19 protein-coding genes are annotated in these 18881 nt (G+C 66.3%); 16 read left to right on the top strand and 3 right to left on the bottom strand.

Features of this window, described 5'->3' with window-relative positions:
- The first annotated feature begins 46 nt into the window (after nucleotides 1-46).
- The 5 genes from F3J19_RS29695 to F3J19_RS29675 all read left to right on the top strand — a co-directional run bounded on the left by F3J19_RS29695 (nucleotide 47) and on the right by F3J19_RS29675 (nucleotide 3940).
- Nucleotides 47-1714 (top strand): peptidase S1, encoded by a 1668-nt coding sequence (locus F3J19_RS29695; RefSeq protein WP_167049611.1) that lies wholly within the window; start codon nucleotides 47-49, stop codon nucleotides 1712-1714.
- A gap of 238 nt (nucleotides 1715-1952) precedes the next feature.
- Nucleotides 1953-2645 carry a hypothetical protein gene (locus F3J19_RS29690; RefSeq protein WP_167049609.1) on the top strand — a complete coding sequence of 231 codons (693 nt, stop codon included), beginning with the start codon at nucleotides 1953-1955 and terminating at the stop codon, nucleotides 2643-2645.
- Nucleotides 2646-2810: 165 nt separating this feature from the next.
- Complete coding sequence (locus tag F3J19_RS29685) at nucleotides 2811-3161, top strand: hypothetical protein (protein ID WP_167049607.1); 351 nt, start codon at nucleotides 2811-2813, stop codon at nucleotides 3159-3161.
- 348 nt (nucleotides 3162-3509) lie between these two features.
- On the top strand, nucleotides 3510-3668 hold the full coding sequence (locus F3J19_RS29680; protein WP_167049605.1) for a hypothetical protein: 159 nt from the start codon (nucleotides 3510-3512) through the stop codon (nucleotides 3666-3668).
- A 5-nt stretch (nucleotides 3669-3673) separates the two neighbouring features.
- Complete coding sequence (locus tag F3J19_RS29675; RefSeq protein WP_167049603.1) at nucleotides 3674-3940, top strand: RNA-binding protein; 267 nt, start codon at nucleotides 3674-3676, stop codon at nucleotides 3938-3940.
- A gap of 135 nt (nucleotides 3941-4075) precedes the next feature.
- Here F3J19_RS29675 and nadE read toward each other — a convergent pair whose 3' ends face one another.
- Nucleotides 4076-4936, bottom strand: coding sequence for an ammonia-dependent NAD(+) synthetase (gene nadE, locus F3J19_RS29670; RefSeq protein ID WP_167049601.1), 861 nt, complete (start codon nucleotides 4934-4936; stop codon nucleotides 4076-4078).
- A gap of 48 nt (nucleotides 4937-4984) precedes the next feature.
- On the opposite strand from nadE, the gene F3J19_RS29665 reads away from it, so the two are divergent.
- Nucleotides 4985-5167, top strand: a complete 183-nt coding sequence (locus tag F3J19_RS29665; RefSeq protein ID WP_167049599.1) for a hypothetical protein — start codon at nucleotides 4985-4987, stop codon at nucleotides 5165-5167.
- Nucleotides 5168-5432: 265 nt separating this feature from the next.
- Nucleotides 5433-6431 (top strand): L,D-transpeptidase, encoded by a 999-nt coding sequence (locus F3J19_RS29660; RefSeq protein WP_240159345.1) that lies wholly within the window; start codon nucleotides 5433-5435, stop codon nucleotides 6429-6431.
- A gap of 221 nt (nucleotides 6432-6652) precedes the next feature.
- Here the strand turns inward: F3J19_RS29660 and F3J19_RS29655 are convergent, their stop codons facing one another.
- A complete protein-coding gene (locus F3J19_RS29655; RefSeq protein ID WP_167049597.1) occupies nucleotides 6653-7522 on the bottom strand; it encodes a DMT family transporter in 870 nt (289 codons plus the stop codon).
- Between the two features lie 257 nt (nucleotides 7523-7779).
- Nucleotides 7780-9339 carry an AarF/UbiB family protein gene (locus F3J19_RS29650; protein WP_167049677.1) on the bottom strand — a complete coding sequence of 520 codons (1560 nt, stop codon included), beginning with the start codon at nucleotides 9337-9339 and terminating at the stop codon, nucleotides 7780-7782.
- Between the two features lie 275 nt (nucleotides 9340-9614).
- Between F3J19_RS29650 and F3J19_RS29645 the strand changes: the two genes are divergently transcribed.
- The 9 genes from F3J19_RS29645 to F3J19_RS29605 all read left to right on the top strand — a co-directional run bounded on the left by F3J19_RS29645 (nucleotide 9615) and on the right by F3J19_RS29605 (nucleotide 18670).
- A complete protein-coding gene (locus tag F3J19_RS29645) occupies nucleotides 9615-10370 on the top strand; it encodes a DeoR/GlpR family DNA-binding transcription regulator (RefSeq protein ID WP_167049595.1) in 756 nt (251 codons plus the stop codon).
- Between the two features lie 716 nt (nucleotides 10371-11086).
- On the top strand, nucleotides 11087-12178 hold the full coding sequence (phnS, locus tag F3J19_RS29640; protein ID WP_167049593.1) for a 2-aminoethylphosphonate ABC transporter substrate-binding protein: 1092 nt from the start codon (nucleotides 11087-11089) through the stop codon (nucleotides 12176-12178).
- Between the two features lie 245 nt (nucleotides 12179-12423).
- Nucleotides 12424-13524 (top strand): 2-aminoethylphosphonate ABC transport system ATP-binding subunit PhnT, encoded by a 1101-nt coding sequence (gene phnT / locus F3J19_RS29635; protein ID WP_167049591.1) that lies wholly within the window; start codon nucleotides 12424-12426, stop codon nucleotides 13522-13524.
- A complete protein-coding gene (locus tag F3J19_RS29630; RefSeq protein WP_167049589.1) occupies nucleotides 13502-14452 on the top strand; it encodes a 2-aminoethylphosphonate ABC transporter permease subunit in 951 nt (316 codons plus the stop codon). The genes phnT and F3J19_RS29630 overlap by 23 nt, the downstream gene beginning before the upstream one ends.
- Nucleotides 14442-15305: a 2-aminoethylphosphonate ABC transport system, membrane component PhnV gene (gene phnV / locus F3J19_RS29625; protein ID WP_167049587.1), complete on the top strand. Its 864-nt coding sequence runs from the start codon at nucleotides 14442-14444 to the stop codon at nucleotides 15303-15305. The genes F3J19_RS29630 and phnV overlap by 11 nt, the downstream gene beginning before the upstream one ends.
- Nucleotides 15306-15433: 128 nt before the next feature.
- A complete protein-coding gene (locus F3J19_RS29620) occupies nucleotides 15434-16183 on the top strand; it encodes a phosphonate utilization associated transcriptional regulator (protein ID WP_167049585.1) in 750 nt (249 codons plus the stop codon).
- Between the two features lie 86 nt (nucleotides 16184-16269).
- Nucleotides 16270-17544: a phosphonoacetate hydrolase gene (gene phnA, locus F3J19_RS29615; RefSeq protein WP_167049584.1), complete on the top strand. Its 1275-nt coding sequence runs from the start codon at nucleotides 16270-16272 to the stop codon at nucleotides 17542-17544.
- 176 nt (nucleotides 17545-17720) lie between these two features.
- Nucleotides 17721-18119 (top strand): aldehyde dehydrogenase family protein, encoded by a 399-nt coding sequence (locus tag F3J19_RS29610; protein ID WP_167049582.1) that lies wholly within the window; start codon nucleotides 17721-17723, stop codon nucleotides 18117-18119.
- Nucleotides 18110-18670: a phosphonate degradation HD-domain oxygenase gene (locus tag F3J19_RS29605; RefSeq protein ID WP_167049580.1), complete on the top strand. Its 561-nt coding sequence runs from the start codon at nucleotides 18110-18112 to the stop codon at nucleotides 18668-18670. The genes F3J19_RS29610 and F3J19_RS29605 overlap by 10 nt, the downstream gene beginning before the upstream one ends.
- The last annotated feature ends 211 nt before the right edge of the window (nucleotides 18671-18881 follow it).

The following is an 18881-nucleotide window of genomic DNA, read 5'->3' as shown; positions in this document are numbered from 1 at the left end:
CGTAAAGCGAAGACGCGGCACGTTAAATCGAACCCATGGAGCGATCATGACGAACACAGAGTCTGCTTCCGGTAGTCAGCATCCGTCGCACAACGCATCCACCGAGGCCACGGCGGCTGCGGTCACCACCAGCGAGCCGCACAAGGCCAAGTCCGGCGATCAGCCGTTCTTCGATCCGGTCGCCTACGGGAACGGGCCGGACGATTCGGTGACCGAGACGGCGGAGACCGCCGCGGTTACGCATCACGCGGTGACGATCGGCGGCAGGAAAATCAACTACACGGCGACGGCAGGGCATCTCGTGATCGTCGATCCGAGCAGCTCGCAGCCCGAAGCGCGGATGTTCTACGTCGCGTTCACGCAGGACAACCAGAAGGAAGAAACGCGGCCGGTCACGTTCTTTTATAACGGCGGACCGGGGTCGTCGTCGGTGTTCGTGCTGCTCGGCTCGTTCGCGCCGCGCCGCATCAAAACGTCGATGCCGAGCTTCACGCCGCCCGCGCCGTATGCGATGGAAGACAATCCGGACAGCCTGCTCGACAAAAGCGACCTCGTTTTCATCAATCCGGTCGGCACCGGCTATTCGGCGGCCATCGCGCCGAAGAAGAATCGCGACTTCTGGGGCGTCGATCAGGACGCGGATTCGCTCAAGCAGTTCATCAAGCGCTTTCTGACGAAGAACAACCGCTGGAATTCGCCGAAGTATCTGTTCGGCGAATCGTATGGCACGGCGCGTAGTTGCGTGCTCGCGTATCGCCTGCACGAGGACGGCGTCGATCTGAACGGCATCACGCTGCAATCGTCGATTCTCGACTATACGCAGGCCGGCAATCCGGTCGGCGCGTTGCCCACCGCGGCAGCGGACGCCTGGTATCACCGGAAGCTCGGCGTCGCGCCGCGCCCGACCGATCTCGGCGCGTTTGCCGAAGAGGTCGCGCAGTTCTCGCGCACCGACTATCTGGCCGCGTTGCGCAAGTTTCCGACCACCGATTCCGCGACCGTCGAAAAGCTCAGCGAATACACCGGCATCGACAAGACGACGCTGCTCGCGTGGAGCCTCGACATCGCGGGCTACGACAGCCGCGGCAATTCGCTGTTCCTGACCACGCTGCTCAAGGCGCAAGGTCTCGCGCTCGGCGAATACGACGGCCGCGTGACCGCGATCGAGACCGGCATTGCCGGCAAGATCGATCCGAACTCCGGCGGCAACGATCCGACCATGACCGCCGTGACCGGCGTCTACACGACGATGTGGAACGTGTACCTGAACGAGCAGTTGAAGTACACGTCGAATTCGTCGTTCACCGACCTCAACGACCAGGCGTTCAAGTACTGGGATTTCAGCCATATCGATCCGACCGGCGCGCAGAAGGGCGTCGACCCGAAGGGCAACATCATCCTGTACACGGCGGGCGACCTCGCGGCGGTGATGGCGCTCAATCCCGACCTGAAGGTGCTGTCGGCGAACGGCTTCTTCGACTTCGTGACGCCGTTCTATCAGACCGTGCTCGATCTCCAGCAGATGCCGCTGCTCAGCCAGCAGGTGCGGCAGAACCTGTCGGCGCGGTTCTATCCGTCGGGGCACATGGTCTATCTCGACGGCGGCTCGCGCACCGCGCTGAAGGCCGACCTCGCGCAGATGTACGAACAGACGCTCTCGAATGAACCGGCGCTCGGCCGGATTCGCGCGTTGCAGGCGCGGGTCGAGAAGTAGCGGCGGGGGCTGCCGCAGTGGGGCGTGTCGATTTTCGTCGTTGCTCGCCTCGCGCAGGAACTGCCATGAAACAGGGGCTTCCAGTCGGCCTGGCCGCCTGTTGCCGCGCACGTTAATGGGCTCATGATCCCGGCTCGCGTCGCAGGCGTGTGCCGGGCTTTTGTACCTAAGCATATTGAATATGTTTTAATTGCCCTGCGAATTGAACTACCGCGCGCCTCCGCCGGCGCGCCGACGAATGAATGCAGGTATGGCAGACACGCGTCGCAGCCGTTTTTTCCGCGACGTGACCCGCAGCAACGACGACGCTCGCGCGCCGCTACTCGCGCGCGCGAGCGGTGTTGTCCACCCCGCTCCGAAGGCTCGGCGCGCAGCGCGGCTGGGCGCGAGCTTTATCGTGGCGCTCTGCGCGCTGCATATCGGCGACGCCGCCGCGCAGGGCGGCACGATGCTCGATGAGCGCGTCACGCAGCAATCGATCGGTGAAACGATTTGCCGCGCCGGTTACGCGGATGCGGTCGCGCCGCCTTTCGACGAACTGATGGCGCACAAGGATCGCATGCTGGCCGCGCGCGGCATCGATGCAGACGACGGCGTCGCGTTCGCGCTCGACCGGCGTGTGCCGGTCGTGCTCGGCGGTTCGCCGGACGCGCCGGCCAATCTCGATCTTCGGCCGTGGGCCGGTCCGCAGGGCGAGCGTCGCAAGGCGCGCGCGGCGGTCATGCTCAAGCACTGCGTTTGCACGGGCCAACTGAGTCTCGCGCAGGCGCAGACGGCGATCGTCGGCAACTGGTCGGCGCTTTATTCGGGCTTCGGCCGGGCCTCGTGCGACGTGAGCCGGCTCGACGTCGCGGCCGGCGACGCCAACGACGACGCAGGCGAAAACGACAGCGCCGACCGGCGCGGCGAGGCGCACGAACGCGCGCCCTGAGCGCAGGGTTCGAGGCCGCGCGTGCGCGTGGCCGACAGGCCGGATCGGTTTGCATCGTCCGGTTGCGCGCGCTTTCGCGAGAATCCGCCGTGCGCACGTCCATGCGAGTTGCCCGTGCGAGCGACAGTTCGCGGTTCGCTATCCCCAATTTTTCGGAGAAACACCATGACCCATTCCCGTCTCGCCGCCGTGGCGCTCAGCATCGCCGGCCTGTGCGGCAGCGCCGCTGCTCTCGCCGCCGAGCCCGCTCATTGCGCGCGTGCCGACTCGCTCGTGATTCGCGGCGACGTGCCCGCGGCGATCAGCTTCGACGTGTACCGGCAACTGCATCCGCTGAGCGCGCAGCGCATCGCGTTGTTCCAGGCGGCCGGCCAGGTGAAGCATCTGCCCGATGGCCTGCCGGTGTGCCAGATCGTCGACGACGGTGTCGACGATCCGTCCGCGGTGCTGGTCCGCCTGCCGAAAGGCAAGAATGCGTGGTGGGTGAACGCGACCAACGTGCAAGCGGCGGACTGATCGGCTCGATCAGCCCGCCTTTTGCGCACGTCCCCCGCGGGATGCCGTCCGCGACACGCTTTGCTTTGCGCCGCGCCGTGGCGGTGCGTGTTTGCCGCAGCGAGTAGCAGCCGGTGGCAGCCAGTAGCCGTCGATAGCGGCCGATCTTTGGCTGAACCGTAGCAGTCGCGCCGGCCGGGCATGCACCGTGCTGAATCCGCCGATGTTTTTCTGTTGTTGGCGCGGCCGATTCAGGTACAGTGCATTGACGGCGACGTTTCACCGTTTCCCGCAGCACGGTTGCGCCGCGCCGCTGGTGTCGAAGATGGCAATCCTGACAACAGGACGAAATTCGCAGAGGAGATTTGAATGATGGCCTTCTATTTGTCCTTGCTCGCTTTGGCTGTCGCGGGCGCGGTCCTGATCCGCGAACTCGCCGCCGCTCGGGCGAAACAGAGCGCGGCGCTGCGGCCGGTGCGCGTCGAAAGCGCGGATCGCCGGACAGGTCGCCACGCGCGTCGAGGGTAGGCCACATGAACCTGACCGTGCGCAATATCGCCGAATCGTGCAGCGAGCAGGAAGTACGGGAGTTTCTGAAGCGCGAACTCGGGCATTACGCGAAAAACGTCGAAGTCGTGGACGCCGGCAAACCCGGCGCCTACGCAATGGTCGAACTGGACGCCAACGTGCCGTATGTCGGCGACGTGATCGCGCGGCAGATTCAGGGCAAGCATCTGGGCGGCCAGCCGCTCGAAGCGAGCGCCGATCTGTTCAGCGACGAACCGCCGCCCGAGCGCTAAGGGCGTCACCCGGTACCCCGATTCCCGGCGGGCTTCCTGGATAGCGTCGACGACGGCGGGGATGCGCGGCCAATCGCGCATCCCCGCCGTTTTCATTGCCGCGCATCAAGCGCCCCGCGCCTCAGCCGCCAGACGTTATTTCTCGTCGTGCCGCGTCGGCCAGTCGAACGGCGTATACGGCAGCGCCCGCTTGTGATGCGTCGCTTCGTAGAACCGCAGAATCACCGCGCGCGCCGCATCGCTGACCGGTTTGCCTTCGAGGAAGTCGTCGATCGCATCGTAGGGGATGCCGTAGGCGTCTTCGTCGGGGCGCAACGGACGCAGCATTTCGAGGTCGGCGGTCGGCACCTTGTGCGCGAGCGCCTCGGGCGCGCCGAGCGCTTGCGCCACCGCGCGCACGCGGCGCTTGTTGAGGCCCGCGAGCGGCAGCACGTCGGCGCCGCCGTCGCCGAATTTCGTGAAGAAGCCCATCAGCGATTCGGCCGCGTGGTCCGTGCCGATCACGACGCCGGCCCGCGCGCCGGCCACCGCGTATTGGGCGATCATGCGCTGGCGCGCCTTGATATTGCCGTGCACGAAATCCTGCTGTGCGCCATCCTTGAATAACACGCCGCTTTTATCGAGCGATGCGAGCAGCGCATCGGCGGCGGGTTGGATATCGATGGTGAGATTTTCGTCGGCGCGAATGAAGCGTAATGCCTGCTGGGCATCGGCTTCGTCGCGCTGTATGCCGTAAGGCAAACGTATTGCGACGAATTGCGCATTGTAATTATTCGCGCGCAAACGTTCGACCGCGAGTTGGGCGAGACGTCCGGCCGTTGTCGAATCGACTCCGCCGCTAATTCCCAGCACATAAGTTTTCAGGCCGCTGCTACGCAGATAGTTCGCGAGAAAATCGATCCGGCGCTCGATTTCATGCTGTGCGTCGAATTCCGCGGCAATGTGCATTTCGGCTGCAATGCTTGCCTGGCGGGCGGCTGGATCGTGTTGGACCATGATTGTTCTGACTCCTCGCGCAACGGTTAAGTATCGAGCCGCATCACGGTGGCCCGGAAAGGTTTTTTAGCGGATGAACCGGCCGATCGTTCCACGGTTTTATTTCAGGGATTCGATTTAAATCAGGTCATGGCGATTTTCCGCTTCACACACCGCTTGCCGAAATTTGTCAGCCGCTTCGCAGAATTCGAAAATCGGCTGTATTTTCATCGACATGCAGCCATGCGCTGAGTAATATCGTCGTTCCGCGCGCTGCGCTAAAGCGGCGGGCAATCAATAATAATCATGTTTGCTCTGATACGCGATAAACGACCGGGATTGGCCTGGCCAGCCTGAACTGGAACATGCGGCTTCCGTCCCGGTGGTGCGTCGACGCGAGATGATCGAGATGCCGTTTTCATACCGCACGCTAGGTGCGAGTCGTGTTGCGCATGCTGCTCGTCGCAGCCTGGCGCGCGCCGTTGGCGTGTTGGCGTGCGCAGGGACGTGTGTTGGGATGTGCGCGTTGCCGGCGCAGGCGGCGAGTGCGCCGGGTGCCGCAAGTGCGGCGCCGGGGCATGCGGTGTCGGCCGTGCCGGCAACGCCTGCGGTAGTGAAGGCGACAACGCCTGCCGCGAAGGCGCAACCCCCGGCGTCGCGAGTCGCGGCGGCGCATCCCGCCAATCGGCCGTCGACGCCGATCAACGCGGCCGAGGTGGCCGCGCCCGATGCGGCCGGCGTCGTCGATCCGCGCCGGGCGTTCCTGCTGCGCGACGTGTTCGCGCGGGACGTGACGCGCCGGCTCAAGGTGCCGGCCGCCGAGCAGCGCGCGTACGCCGATCGGCTCGCGGCGGCCCTCGATGCGCACGCGCTCGGCAGCCTGTCGGGCGAATACGTCGTGCTGGTCGATCGCAACGCCAACGTGCAGGCGCTCTTCATCTATTTTCGCGCGACGCCGGGCGACGCCTGGGAGATGATCGGCGCGTCGCCGGTCTCGACCGGACGGCCCGGCGAATACGACCACTTCATCACGCCGCTTGGCGTATTCGAACATACACCCGACAACATGGATTTCCGCTCCGAGGGCACGCAGAACGAAAACCATATTCGCGGCTACGGCAAGCGCGACATGCGCATCTTCGATCTCGGCTGGGCGCAGGGCGAGCGCGGCTGGGGCAAGGGCGGCATCTCGCAGATGCGTTTCCAGATGCACGCGACCGATCCCGAGCGGCTCGAACCGCTGCTCGGCATCCGCCATTCGAAGGGCTGCGTGCGGATTCCCGCGTCGCTCAACGCGTTTCTCGATCACTACGGCATTCTCGACGCCGAATACGCGGCGCTCGTCGATTCGGGCAAATCGCTGTGGGTGCTGAAAAGCGATCGGCAGATCATGCCGTGGGCGGGGCGTTTTATCGTCGTCGTCGATTCGCAGCGCAAGGGGCGTCCGGCGTGGTCGCCGGCGCCGGGCGCGAGTGCGCGCGCGAAGATGCCGGCACATGCCGATACGGCGGATTGAGGCGATGCAGTAAGTTGATGCATTGAATGAATGCATTGAGTTGATGCACTGAGGCGGCGCTCGGTTTTTTCGCTGCAGGCCTTTATCAGGGCACGGCGCGCCCTATTGTCGTTTTCTTGCGCCGTGCTGCTGTGTTGCCGTGCCATCGCCCCGCCGGCGCGGCGGGGTGCATCGTGGTCCGCATCGCCGTGCGGATGGTTTCGGCGCCGCGCAGCCGCATCTCACGACCGCGCCAGCACCACGCCCACCAGCGCCACGGCAAATCCGGCGATCTGCACCGGCAACAGCGTCTCGCCGAATCCCAGATAGCCTTCGAGCGCGGCAAGCGGCGGCGCGAGAAACATCAGCGCGGTCGCGCGGGCCGCGTCGCCGCGCCTGACCATCCACACGAGCAGCGTCACGCTGATGCCGGACAGCATCACGACACCCCACGCGAGCGAGACCCATAGCGTCGCCGAGGCGATCCAGCGATGTTCGCCGAGCGCAAGCGCGAGCATGCCCGCGACGCTTGCTGCGCCGATGTTTTGCACCGCGCTCGCGCTGCGAATGTCGGTTCTCGCGAGCGAGGTCTTCTGGAACAGGGTCCCCGCCGTGATCGCGGCAACCGCGACGATCGACACGAGCACGACGAGCCACGCGGGCGCGTTGCCGTGCGTCGGCGGCGTCGCCGCGGCGAGCTTCGGCGCGAGCACCAGCACGACGCCGGCGAGGCCGAGCGCCATGCCGCTCCAGCCGCGCCGCGAGAGTCGCTCGCCGAACAGCGGCGCGGCGACGGCGGCGGTCGCGAGCGGTTGCAGCGCGCCGAGCAGGGCCATGACGCCAGCGCTCAGCCCTTGGGCGACGGCCCAGTAGCCGGCGCCGAGATAGACACCTTGCAGCAGCGCGCCCGCGGCCAGATGCTTGCCGAGGTCGCGGCCGCGAGGCCATGTCGCGCGCGCGCCGAGCGCGGCAAGCGTGAAGACGAGCGCGGTGCCGCCGAAGCGGGCAAGCAGGAACAGATTTGGATCGGCGTAAGGCGTGATCGCGCGGGCGACCACGAAGCCGGTTGACCACAGCACGACGAAGACGGCGGCGATAAGGGATGCGAGCATGGCGACGTGCCGAGGCGAAGGTCGGCGGCGTGAAAAAGCCGCCATCTTGCCGGCGGACGTGCCGCGCGTCTTGTTCGAGGCTGCAACTGAACGGATGCGGGCGAGGTAATGAACGCCCGCGCGTGGCGGCCTTGGCAGCGGTCGTTGCGTTGGCCGAGGCAGCGGCCGGCTGTCGAAACGGCTCACCCAAAGATGTGCCGAAACGGCCGCCCAGGCCGCCCCGGCGTACGCACCGGAACCCCGCTCCCCGTGCCGTCTCACCACATCAGCAACACCGCCCCCGCACCGATTGCACCGCCACATACGACGCAGCCCCACAGCAGCCAGCGCGTGCGGCGGCATTCGCGCGCGATTTCCGCGAGCAGTTGCGCGTTCTGCTGCGGCGTGCGCGCGCGATCGTGTTGCTGCTGCAGATAGCGCACCGCCAGTTGCGGCACGCGCGGCAGCATGTGCGCGAGATGCGGCAGCTCGTGCGAGATGCGCTTGAGCCAGCCGCGATGATCGAGGTCGCGCCGCGCGATATCGGCGAGCACGCCGCGCGCGATGTTCCACGTATCGACGCCCGGATGCAGCGCGCGCGCCAGCGTCTCCGCCTGCTGGAAGGAGCGCTGCGCGGTGGCGAGCCGGCCCGGCACGTGGCCGTCGAACGGCAGCACGCCGTGCAGCAGATGATGAAACAGCGAGCCCGCCGAGCGGTCCTCGGGCGCGGCCGCGAAATGCGCTTCGGCGCGCGTGCGCAATTCGGCTTCGAGGATTTCCGCGCGCGTGTCGTGCGACACGTGTCCGGCATCGCGATGCATGCCGGCGAGGCGCCCGTAATCCTGGTCGAACAGCGCGGTCGCGCCGTGCACGAAGAATTCGCGCTCGCCGCTCGACAGCGTCGACATGATCGAAAACTCCGCGAGCACGAGGCGCCCGAGCGTGTCCGGCTCGATGCTGACGCGTACGCGGCGCGCATCGAGCGTCGCGTGGAAGAAGCCGTGCTCGAACGCCTGCTCGGTGACCACCTCGACGATATGCGCGGCAAGCGGCGCGAGCTTGATGCGATGCGCGTGCAGGCCGGGCAGGTCGCTCGCCGGCAGCGTGTTGATGCGCTGCATCGTCAGCGTGTGGGCGGTGCACAGTTCCCAGATCACGTCGGGCACGGCGATGCGCTTGTCGCCGTCGAAATGATGGCCGGTCTGGCTCAGGTTCGCCGCTTCGGCGCGCAGATCGAAGCGGCGCAGGATGTCGTCGGTGAAGGTCTGGGCAAGCGCGCGCAGTTGCAGGCGGCGCGCCGTGCGCGAGAGCTTTTCGAGCCAGCGCGCGGCCCAGCGCAGCAGCGCGAGTTCGTCGCCGATCTGTTGCAGTTGCTGCGTGCGCACCAGCTTGATCGCGACCTCGTGGTGGCCCTTGACCGGTGTCGCGAGCCGCGCGAAATGCGTCTGCTCGCCGAAGCCGCTGCGCACCGGCACGAGGTCGACCGCGCTGAACAGTTCGGCGAGCGGGCGGCCGAACGCTTTCGCCAGCGCTTCCTGCGACGCGGACGGCGCGAGCGGCTCTTCCATGTGATCGATGGCGTCGAGCGCGTCGTGCAGCGTGCCGGCCGCGAGTTCGGGACGCTCGGCGAGCGTCTGCGCGAAGCGGCTCGCGAGCGGTCCGAGCGCCGGCAGCACGCCGTGCAGCTGGGCGCCACCGCGCTCCGACGCATGCACGCGGCTGACCAGCTCGATCATCCAGTGCAGTTTGTGCTCGCGCGGAGCGGCGAGCCAGATCAGGCGCGCGCCGTAACGCAGCGCGTGGGATAGCAGCAGTAGACGGCGAAACAGTGGCGGCATCGGTAGTTCGGTTGACGGCAAGGCGGGGTGCGTGGTGCCGGACGCGGTCGGGGCGATGACGACGGTGGCGACGGTGACGACGGTGACGACGACAACGGCAGCGGCGCTGCGTGCCGCGCGTCTGCCCGATGGCCGGTCCTGGCGCGTCAAGGTTAGCAGGTCGGGGCGCCGGTTGGCGTGTTCGTCGGGCCATGATGCATGACACGCGTAATACAATACAGCGGCCTTCCTCAACTACGACGAAACCCAGGCGTGCCGCTCGCGGCCCTTCACCGATGCTTGCAGAACAACGTCATCAATACATCCTCGCTCAAGTCGCAAAAAGCGGCGCGCTTTCGGTTGCCGAACTGGTGCGCGAACTGAACGTATCGCGCGAAACGATCCGCCGCGATCTCAACGCCCTGGCCGGCCGCGGCCTGCTCGTGACGACGCACGGCGGCGCATTGTCGAACGAGCGGCGCGAGCCCGACCTCGATACACGCGAAGCCGAGAATGCCGGCGCCAAGCGCGCGATCGGCGAGCGCGCGGCCGAGTTCGTGCCGGACGGCGCATCGCTGATCATCGATTCGGGCAGCACGACCCAGGCCGTGGCGCGCGCGCTGCTCGACCGGCACCGGCTGACGGTCTATACGAACGACTGGCGTATCGCGCTGCTGCTCGGCCGGCGCAACGACAACCGCGTGACGCTGCTCGGCGGCGAGCTGTCCGATATCGAGGACGCCACGTTCGGCCTCGACACCGTCCACCAGCTGACGCAGTACCACGCGGACTTCGCGTTCATCGGCGCGGGCGGGATTTCGCCGGATGGCTATCTGAGCGACTACAGCCGCATGGCCGCCGAAGTGCGCAGCCGCATGATCGCCGCGGCCGACATGGTCGTGATCGTCGCCGATCACTCGAAGTTCGGCCGCGTGACGCCGGTGCGCATCAACGGTATCGAGTCGGCGCGTTATCTGGTCACCGAGCTGGCGCCCGAGCGCGCGCTCGGCAAGGCGATCACGGCGCATGGGCCGGAGATTCTGATCGCCTGAGTCCGGTCGCCGGCGGCGAGCGGCGCGGCGGCGGTCCGTGTTGCGCTTGCCGGCCCGCTCGCCGGCCTTGCCCGAGGCAACGCGACGGATCTCGTTCCTTATCCGCCAAAAGCTCGATAAAAAGGCTCCCCGGCTCGCTGCAGGATTCCGGGTGGGCGTGCACAATACGCGCCGTTGTCCGACTAGGCGCCGTTGTCCGAACGCCTGTCCGCCCGTTACGGGCGAGGCGAGTGCCGCCGAAACCGGCAAATGCCACGAATCCGCTCAGCGCACCGCGCGAACCGGCGTAAGCCGGCGCCGCTGCCGTCACCCGGGTTTCGCGGCGCATCCTGCACACAGCGTCATTTTCGCCACGTACGATCGGCATGGATGCGGTGCGCGGACGCTCGTGCGCCGGTCGCGCCGTGGTTCGCGCGAGTTGGCCTGAGTTGGCAAATTGTGTCGTTTTTTGGAATTCGGCGGAATAGTCACGGCGTTGTCATCGAAACCTGTGATTCTTGCCGTGCCCGTTCAGGCATGGCAGGCAGCGCGAGTATCGGAGACGGGCTGGCGGTCAGGCGGAGCGGGATGCGGCAAAGTTGTCGGCAATCTGCAATCGATGGAGACCGGCGCGGCAACGGCTGCGGGCAACATGCAAACGGCGCGTGCCGCCATTCAATCACTACAGGTATGGGTTATCCCGACCGTCTGGTTTTTTGCCTTTCGGAGAGAGCGACATGAAAAAGACGAATTCCCTTCACGCCACGGCCGGCCTCGCGCGCAAACTGCTGCCGGCGCTGGTCGCCGCGGCGGCGTTCGGCGGCATGGCAATGCAGGCCCATGCGGCCGGCGCGGTCGTGCTGTACACCGCCGACGGCCTCGAAAATCTGTACAAGGACGTGCTGCCGGGCTTCGAGAAGCAGGAAGGCGTGAAGGTCAATATCGTCACGGCGGGCAGCGGCGAAGTCGTGAACCGCGCGACCATCGAGAAGGATCAGCCGAAGGCCGACGTGCTCGTCACGCTGCCGCCGTTCATCCAGCAGGCCGACCAGGGCGGGCTGCTGCAGGCGTACCAGAGCGCCAACTACAAGAACGTGCCGGCCATCGCCAAGGCGCCGAACGGCGCGTGGGCGACCTTCGTGAACAACTACTTCTCGTTCGCGATCAACCCCGAAGTCACGAAGACCCAGCCGAAGACCTTCGCGGACCTGCTGCATCCGGACTTCAGCGGCAAGGTGGCCTACTCGAACCCGGCGACCGCCGGCGACGGCATGGCCGTGATCATCCTGACCTCGGCACTGATGGGCGAGGACAAGGCGTTCGACTATCTGAAGAAGCTCGAGCAGAGCGCCAAGTTCCACACCAAGGGCACGGGCTACCTCGACGTGCTGCTCTCGCGCAACGAAATCGCGGTCGCCAACGGCGACCTGCAGATGGACCTCGACGACGCGGCCAACGGCGGCCTGTCGTTGAAGCCGGTGTTCCTCGCGGCCGCGCCCGGCGGCCAGCCGACCACGTTCCAGCTGCCGTACGCGATCGCGCTGATCAAGAACGGCCCGAACCAGGCCGAGGGCAAGAAGCTGATCGACTACCTGATGTCGACGCAAGTGCAGTCGAAGGTGCCGGACATTTTCGGCATTCCGGGCCGCACCGACGTGCCGCTCGCCGGCAAGAACGGCGCGGCGGTCAAGCAGGCGATCACGGGCGTGAAGCTGATTCCGGTCGACTGGAACCAGGTGATGGCGAAGAAGGCCGACTGGACCACGCGCTGGAAGAACGACGTAATCGGTTCGTCGGGCAAGCAGCTCGAAGTGGTCAAGCCGCAGTAAGCGGTTTCAATAAGCAGTCTCACTCAGCGGCCGCAATCAGCGGCTGAACCGGGCGGCTGAAAGAGTCGCTCGCAATAAGCGGCCGAAGCGGGCCGCGTTTGAAGTACGTCCGGTCGCGCGCCGTGCTCGGCGCAGCCGGACTTGCCTGGATTCAGGCGGCGCCGTGCCGGCGGCCGGGCCGATGCAATGGCCCGGGTGTCGCGCGTGGCGCCGCATCAGCTTTAATCTTGTTGGAGGAAGACCCGGTGAATACGGCCAGTCTCGCTCACCCCAATGCGCCTGGCGCTTCATCGGATGCGCTCGACGCCGCGCGTTCCGATGCGTCCGGCGGCGTGCAGATCGATCATCTGACGGTGCGCTTCGGCACGCGCACGGTGCTCGACGATCTGTCGTTGACCATCCAGCGCGGCGAGCTGCTCACCGTGCTCGGCCGCAGCGGCTGCGGCAAGACGACCCTGTTGCGTTTCATCGCGGGCTTCATCGAGGCGGACGGCCTTGCCGGCACGCTGACCGTGGCGGGCCACGACCTCACGCACGTGCCGCCGCACAAGCGCAATCTCGGTCTGCTGTTCCAGAGCTATGCGCTGTTTCCGCATCTGACGGTGTTCGAGAACGTCGCGTTCGGCCTGCGCGCGCGCAGGGTTCCAGCGCGCGACGTCGCGCGCCGCGTCGCCGATGCGCTCAAGCTCGTGCAGCTCGGCGACGCCGGCCACGTGATGCCCGCGCAACTGTCGGGCGGCATGCAGCAGCGCGTGGCGCTGGCCCGCGCGCTCGTGATCGAGCCCGATGTGCTGCTGCTCGACGAACCGCTCTCCGCGCTCGACGCCAATCTGCGCGCCTCGGTGCGCTCCGAACTGAAGGCGCTGCATGAGCGCCTGCCGAATCTGACGATCGTCTGCGTGACGCACGATCAGGACGACGCGCTCGTGCTGTCCGACCGCACGCTGCTGATGCGCGAGGGCCGCATCGCGCAGCTCGGCACGCCGCAGCAGTTGTACGACACGCCCGCCGACGGCTTCGTCGCGCGTTATCTCGGCGCGGCCAATCTGCTGCCGCCGCAGGTTGCGTTCGGCATGGACGACGCGCGCCACAACGAGCGCGAGCGGGTCGCCTGTCTGCGTCCCGAGGCGCTGCGCATCGTGCCGCTCGGCGAAGGGCAGTTGCACGGCGCGATCGCGTCGGTCGAGTGGTATGGCGCGGTGGTGTCGGTGTCGGTCGTGCTCGATGCGTTGCCGAACGAACCCGTGCTCGTCACGATGCAGCGCGGTCACGGCATGATGCCGGAGAAGGGCGCGCGTGTTTCCCTGCGTTACGAGGCTGACGATGTCGTCCTTATCAAGCCCTGATACGCCCAATTCGCTCGGTGTCCCGAACGACGCCGCCGCCGCGCGCCGTCTCGCGAGCGCGGCGGCACACGCGGCTGCGGTGAAGCGGCGCGAACGCCTCGCGCAATGGCATCTGCTGTTTATCGTCGTGGTGGTGCTCGGCCCGCTCGTCATCTATCCGCTCGTGCGACTCGTGCTGCTGAGCCTGAGCGGTGCGCATGGCTTTTCGGGGCAGGCCTATGCGACGTTCTTCGGCAATCCCGATACGCGCGGCGTGATCGGCACGACGCTCGGCATCCTGTTCGCGAGCGCGAGCCTCGCCTCGCTGCTCGGCGTGGCGCTCGCGGCGCTGCTGTTCTTCAAGCCGTTTCCGGGCGCACGCATGGTCACGCGGTTTCTCGAACTGTTCGTCGCGTTTCCGTCGTTTCTCGTCGCGTTCACGCTGATCTTTCTGTACGGCTCGCAGGGTTCGGTCAGCATCGGCTTGCAGCGGCTCTTCAATCTGCAGGCGCCGCCGCTCGATTTCCTGTTCGGCATCGGCGGCGTGGTGCTCGCGGAAGTGGTGTTCTATACGCCGTTCGTCGTGCGTCCTACTTTGGCGTCGTTCGCGCTGCTCGACCAGCGTCTGATCGAGGCCGCGCGCAGCCTCGGTGCGAACGGCATGATGGTGGCGTTCAGGGTGATCCTGCCGCTCGCGTGGCCCGGCATCGCGGCCGGCACGATCCTGTGCTTTCTGCTGACCCTGAACGAGTTCGGCATTCTGCTCGTGCTCGGCAGCGCGCATCTGATTACGCTGCCGGTCGCGATCTACAGCGCCGCCACCGTCGATCTCGATCTGCCGACCGCCGCCGCCGGCGCCGTGGTGATGCTGCTGATGTCGTTGTCGCTCTACGCGTTGTACCGGCGCGTCAATAGCCGCAAGGAGAAAGGAGCCGGTCATGGCCGTTGAACTCGATCCGACCGTGCTGCCGGTCATGCACAAGAAGGCGCGGCCGGTGCGTCACAACCTCGCGGTGCGCGTGCTGGGCAGTCTGTTCCTCGGCTTCGCCGCGCTGCTGTGCTTCTGGCTGTTCGTGCTGCCGGTACTGGTGGTCGCGCTGTCGAGCGTCGCCTCGCACTGGTCCGGCACGATCCTGCCCGACGGCTTCAGCATGCGCTGGTTCGAACGCCTCGGTTCGAGCGACTTCGACGCGCTGACGACGAGTCTCGAAGTCGGCATGGGCGTCGCGGTGCTCGGCACGATTCTCGGTTTGTGGCTTGCGCTCGCGCTCGAGGGCCGCGACCGGCGCGGGCTCGGCGCGCTCGTCGACACGATCGCGATGATGCCCAACGGCGTGCCGAGCGTGGTGCTCGGCCTCGCGGTGCTGATCGCGTATCACAAGCGGCCGATCGATCTGTCGAGTTCGGCGGCGATCGTCGTGTTCGTGCAGCTCGCGCTGGTGCTGCCGTTCTGCTACCGCTGCGCCGCGGCGGCGCTGCGCCCGGAGTTGACGGTGCTGCGCGAAGCGGCGGCGAGCCTCGGTGCGCCGCCGTCGATGGTGCTGCGCCGCGTCGTGTTGCCGCAACTGGTGCCGGCGATCCGCGCGAGCCTCGCGCTCGGCTTCGCGCTGTCGCTCGGCGAACTCGGCGCGACGCTGACCGTGTATCCGCCGGGTTTCGCGACGGTGCCGATCGTCGTGGTCGGGCAGGTCGAGCGCGGCTACTACCTGCCGGCTTCGGCGTTGTCGCTGATCCTGCTGCTGGTTTCGCTGGTTGCGTTGCTGCTGATCGCGGCGCGTGCGCCGCGTCGGCGGGGCGGCTGATTGCCGGTTCGGCTCGGAGGCTGATTGGACTGGCCGGCGGCCGTAGTCGTGATCTGACGGAGGCGAGCCCGTGCGGTATGCCGACTAGCGTAGCGCAGCGCCCAGGTGAGGCGGCAAATTTTGTCAAAATGACCGAAAATATGCAGTCTGCTTCCGTCGATCCCATCGAGGTCGTGCGCCGGCATTCGCTGACGGCGCTGGTGCGCGACGAAATCGAGCGGCATATCGTCGATGGCACGCTGGCGCCGGGCGACAAGCTCAACGAGGCGGACTGGGCGGCGCGGCTGCAGGTGTCGCGCGGACCGGTGCGCGAAGCCTTTCGCGCGCTCGAACAGGCGGGCCTCGTGCGCACGGAGAAGAATCGCGGCGTGTTCGTGCGCACGGTGTCGCTCGCCGAGGCGGACGAGATCTACGCTGTGCGCGCGCTGCTCGAAGAGGCCGCATGCCGGATGCTGGCGACCTGCATCGACGCGGGCAGGCTCGCGGTGCTGCGCGACTGGCTCGATGCGATGCGCGCCGCGCTTGCGTCGCACGATCGCGACGCGTATGGCCGCGCGAACGTCGCGTTTCACGACGCGATCGTCGCGGCGGCCGGTAACGCGAAGCTGTACGAGACGTATCGGCGGCTGGTCAGCGAATTGAGCCTGTTTCGCCGCGCGGCGCTCGCGGTGGAAGCCGACGCGATGGAGCGCTCGCTCGCCGAGCATCGCGCGATTCTGAACGCGCTCGCATCGCGCGACGCCGGGCGCGCGGCTGCGTTGATGCATGCTCATGTGCATGACGGGCGGCTGCGTGCGCATGCGGCGTGTGGAGCGGGCGAGGTTCGCACGGCCGGGAGCATGGCGGCCGGGTGCGAGTCCGGTGCACGCGGAAAATGATGGCGAAGCGGTAGCGGCACAGCGGCCATGCCGGTTCTTGCAACGATTGACCCACAACGAAATCCCCGCCGATGGAAATCCCTGCAATGACACATTCCGGACAACGTACGATCGACGTCAATGGGCGCCGCTATCGGCTGCCTTCGCAACCGACCGTCGTCGTCTGCGTCGACGGCTGCGAGTTCGCGTATCTGGAAGCCGCGGTCGCCGCCGGCGTCGCGCCGTTTATCGGCTCGATGCTCGAAGGCGGCGCGGCTTTTCGCGGCGACTGCGTGATTCCGTCGTTCACGAACCCGAACAACCTCTCGATCGTGACCGGCGTGCCGCCGTCCGTGCACGGCATCTGCGGCAATTACTTCTGGAACCCGGACGCCGACGGCGGCGCGGGCGCGGCGGTGATGATGAACGACCCCGCGTACCTGCGCGCGCCCACGCTGCTCGCGGCGGCCGCCGAGGCAGGCGCCGCGGTGGCGGTCGTTACCGCGAAGGACAAGTTGCGCGGCCTGCTCGGCTGGCAACTGAAGGGCATCTGCTTTTCGGCCGAAAAGGCCGACAAGGTGACGCGCGAGGAAAACGGCATCGAGGACGTGCTCGATCTGGTCGGCTTGCCGTTGCCCGACGTGTATAGCGCCGGCTTGTCGGAATTCGTGTTCGCGGCCGGTGTGCGGCTCGCGCAGACGCGCAGGCTCGACCTCATGTATCTGTCGACCACCGATTACATCCAGCACAAATGCGCGCCCGGCACCGAGGGCGCGAACGCGTTCTACGCGATGATGGACCGCTATCTCGCGCAGCTCGACGCGCTTGGCTGGGTGATCGGCCTCACTGCCGATCACGGCATGAACGCCAAGCACGATTCGCAAACCGGCGAGCCGAACGTGATTTATCTGCAGGACCTGCTCGACGACTGGTTCGGCGCGAATACGGCGCGCGTGATTCTGCCGATTACCGATCCGTACGTCGTGCATCATGGCGCGCTCGGTTCGTTCGCGACGGTTTATCTGCCGCGCGATGTCGAGGTTGAGTCCGTGATGGCGCGGATTGGCCGTCTGCCGGGAATCGACGTCGTGCTCGACCGGCGCGCCGCATGCGCGCGCTTCGAATTGCCGGAGGATCGTGTCGGCGACCTCGTGGTGATCGGCGCGAAGCACGTTGTGTTCGGCACGCGCCGCGACGAGCACGATCTGTCCGGGTTGACCGTGCCGTTGCGCTCGCATGGCGGGATCTCGGAGCAGGAGGTGCCGTTGCTGTTCAACCGGCGCATCGGGAGGCCGGTTTCCGATGACGGCCGCGGTGCGGCGAGGCTGCGCAACTTCGATGTTTTCGATGTCGCGCTGAATGGGGTGGCGTCGTTGTCGTGAGCGCGGCGCGGTGGAGTTGCGGGCGTCGGTCGTCGGGGTAGCGTGTGCCTGGGCGTAGGGCGATCCGTTCGAGGCGTCGATTTAGGATCGGTACGGTGATCGATGCCACCGCTGCTGCCGCGTAGCTGCTCGGGGCGTGTGGGCATGGAAGCGGTGGTGCAAGGCAAGGCGCGCGTTTGCACATCAGCAACGAACGTAGCGGCGCGGTATACGCGTCGACCCTGCGCGACAACGTCTATTGGTCGATGAGGCTCGTGCGGGAGGAACCATTTGGCCCGGCGTCGCTGGTCATCGCATTCGATACGCTCGACGAAGCGATCGGAATCAGCAACGGGATGCCACTCGGTTTGTCGTCGTGCGTATTGTGCGAACCGGCAGGACGCGATCACGTGTTTCATCGTCAACGAAGTGCGCGGGCAGTCAACGTATGGAGCCTGCCGGGTTGCCGGATCGAGCTGATGCTGTTCGGCAGCATCAGGGACTCGGAGCCTGGCCACAAGGAGGGCAGGAAGCAACGAAGCGCTTTACCAATCAGAAGACGTATTCATTACCGTGGGAGTGACGGATGGCATTGAATCTGGACGATATCCGTTCGCTGTTCGAGCGACACGGCCGCCTCGCATATAGCGGCGAGCCGGTGACGCAACTCGAGCACGCGTTGCAGAGCGGCGCGCTTGCCGAGGAAGAGCGCGCGAGCGAGGAACTGGTCGCGGCGGCGTTTTTGCATGATCTTGGACATCTGCTGAACCTGCAGGGGGAGACGCCGACGCAGCACGGCATCGACGATCTGCATCAGTATTACGCGCTGCCTTTTTTGCGGCCGGTGTTGTCGGACGCGGTGCTGGAGCCGATTCGCCTGCACGTCGACGCGAAGCGCTGCCTCTGCGCAATCGATGCTACCTACTTCGGCCAGCTTTCCGCTGATTCGGTACGCAGTCTCGAGTTGCAGGGCGGCATCTTCAGCAGGGAGGATGCCGAGGCATTTCTGCAAAAGCCCTACGCGGAAGATGCGTTGAGGCTGCGTCGTTGGGACGATCGCGCAAAGGTGAAAGATCGCGCGACACCCGATCTCGATCACTATCTGAATCTGGTCGAGCGGGTAATGCGTAGGCATGTGGCGGCGTGAGTTGAGCGATGTCGTTTATATGAGTGCGCGGCTGAGCGGGTACTGATTTTTGAGGAGGACGCCGGCTGTTTCGACGAAGCAGTTGGCCTCGGCAAGGGTCGCTAAGGAAAACCCTGAATTCGTACTTGCAAGTCGTATCCGGTCCCGCTAGAATTCCGCTCTTTCGTGTTCCGCCCAGCGGGGCACGGGGAAGCGGGAGGCCCTGGATGGC

It is taken from the genome of Burkholderia sp. Ax-1724 (assembly GCF_011752995.1).
GTDB lineage: Bacteria > Pseudomonadota > Gammaproteobacteria > Burkholderiales > Burkholderiaceae > Paraburkholderia.
This window is presented reverse-complemented; position numbering and strand designations above follow the sequence as displayed.

Bases quoted from the DNA above. Each gene is read 5' to 3' on its own strand.
- F3J19_RS29690 (WP_167049609.1), top strand. From the start codon at position 1,953: ATGAATGCAGGTATGGCAGACACGCGTCGCAGCCGTTTTTTCCGCGAC.
- F3J19_RS29675 (WP_167049603.1), top strand. From the start codon at position 3,674: ATGAACCTGACCGTGCGCAATATCGCCGAATCGTGCAGCGAGCAGGAA.
- F3J19_RS29685 (WP_167049607.1), top strand. From the start codon at position 2,811: ATGACCCATTCCCGTCTCGCCGCCGTGGCGCTCAGCATCGCCGGCCTG.
- F3J19_RS29620 (WP_167049585.1), top strand. From the start codon at position 15,434: ATGACCGAAAATATGCAGTCTGCTTCCGTCGATCCCATCGAGGTCGTG.
- F3J19_RS29660 (WP_240159345.1), top strand. From the start codon at position 5,433: ATGTGCGCGTTGCCGGCGCAGGCGGCGAGTGCGCCGGGTGCCGCAAGT.
- nadE (WP_167049601.1), bottom strand. From the start codon at position 4,936: ATGGTCCAACACGATCCAGCCGCCCGCCAGGCAAGCATTGCAGCCGAA.
- F3J19_RS29650 (WP_167049677.1), bottom strand. From the start codon at position 9,339: ATGCCGCCACTGTTTCGCCGTCTACTGCTGCTATCCCACGCGCTGCGT.
- F3J19_RS29655 (WP_167049597.1), bottom strand. From the start codon at position 7,522: ATGCTCGCATCCCTTATCGCCGCCGTCTTCGTCGTGCTGTGGTCAACC.
- phnV (WP_167049587.1), top strand. From the start codon at position 14,442: ATGGCCGTTGAACTCGATCCGACCGTGCTGCCGGTCATGCACAAGAAG.
- F3J19_RS29605 (WP_167049580.1), top strand. From the start codon at position 18,110: ATGGCATTGAATCTGGACGATATCCGTTCGCTGTTCGAGCGACACGGC.
- F3J19_RS29695 (WP_167049611.1), top strand. From the start codon at position 47: ATGACGAACACAGAGTCTGCTTCCGGTAGTCAGCATCCGTCGCACAAC.
- F3J19_RS29645 (WP_167049595.1), top strand. From the start codon at position 9,615: ATGCTTGCAGAACAACGTCATCAATACATCCTCGCTCAAGTCGCAAAA.
- phnS (WP_167049593.1), top strand. From the start codon at position 11,087: ATGAAAAAGACGAATTCCCTTCACGCCACGGCCGGCCTCGCGCGCAAA.
- phnA (WP_167049584.1), top strand. From the start codon at position 16,270: ATGACACATTCCGGACAACGTACGATCGACGTCAATGGGCGCCGCTAT.
- F3J19_RS29630 (WP_167049589.1), top strand. From the start codon at position 13,502: ATGTCGTCCTTATCAAGCCCTGATACGCCCAATTCGCTCGGTGTCCCG.
- F3J19_RS29680 (WP_167049605.1), top strand. From the start codon at position 3,510: ATGATGGCCTTCTATTTGTCCTTGCTCGCTTTGGCTGTCGCGGGCGCG.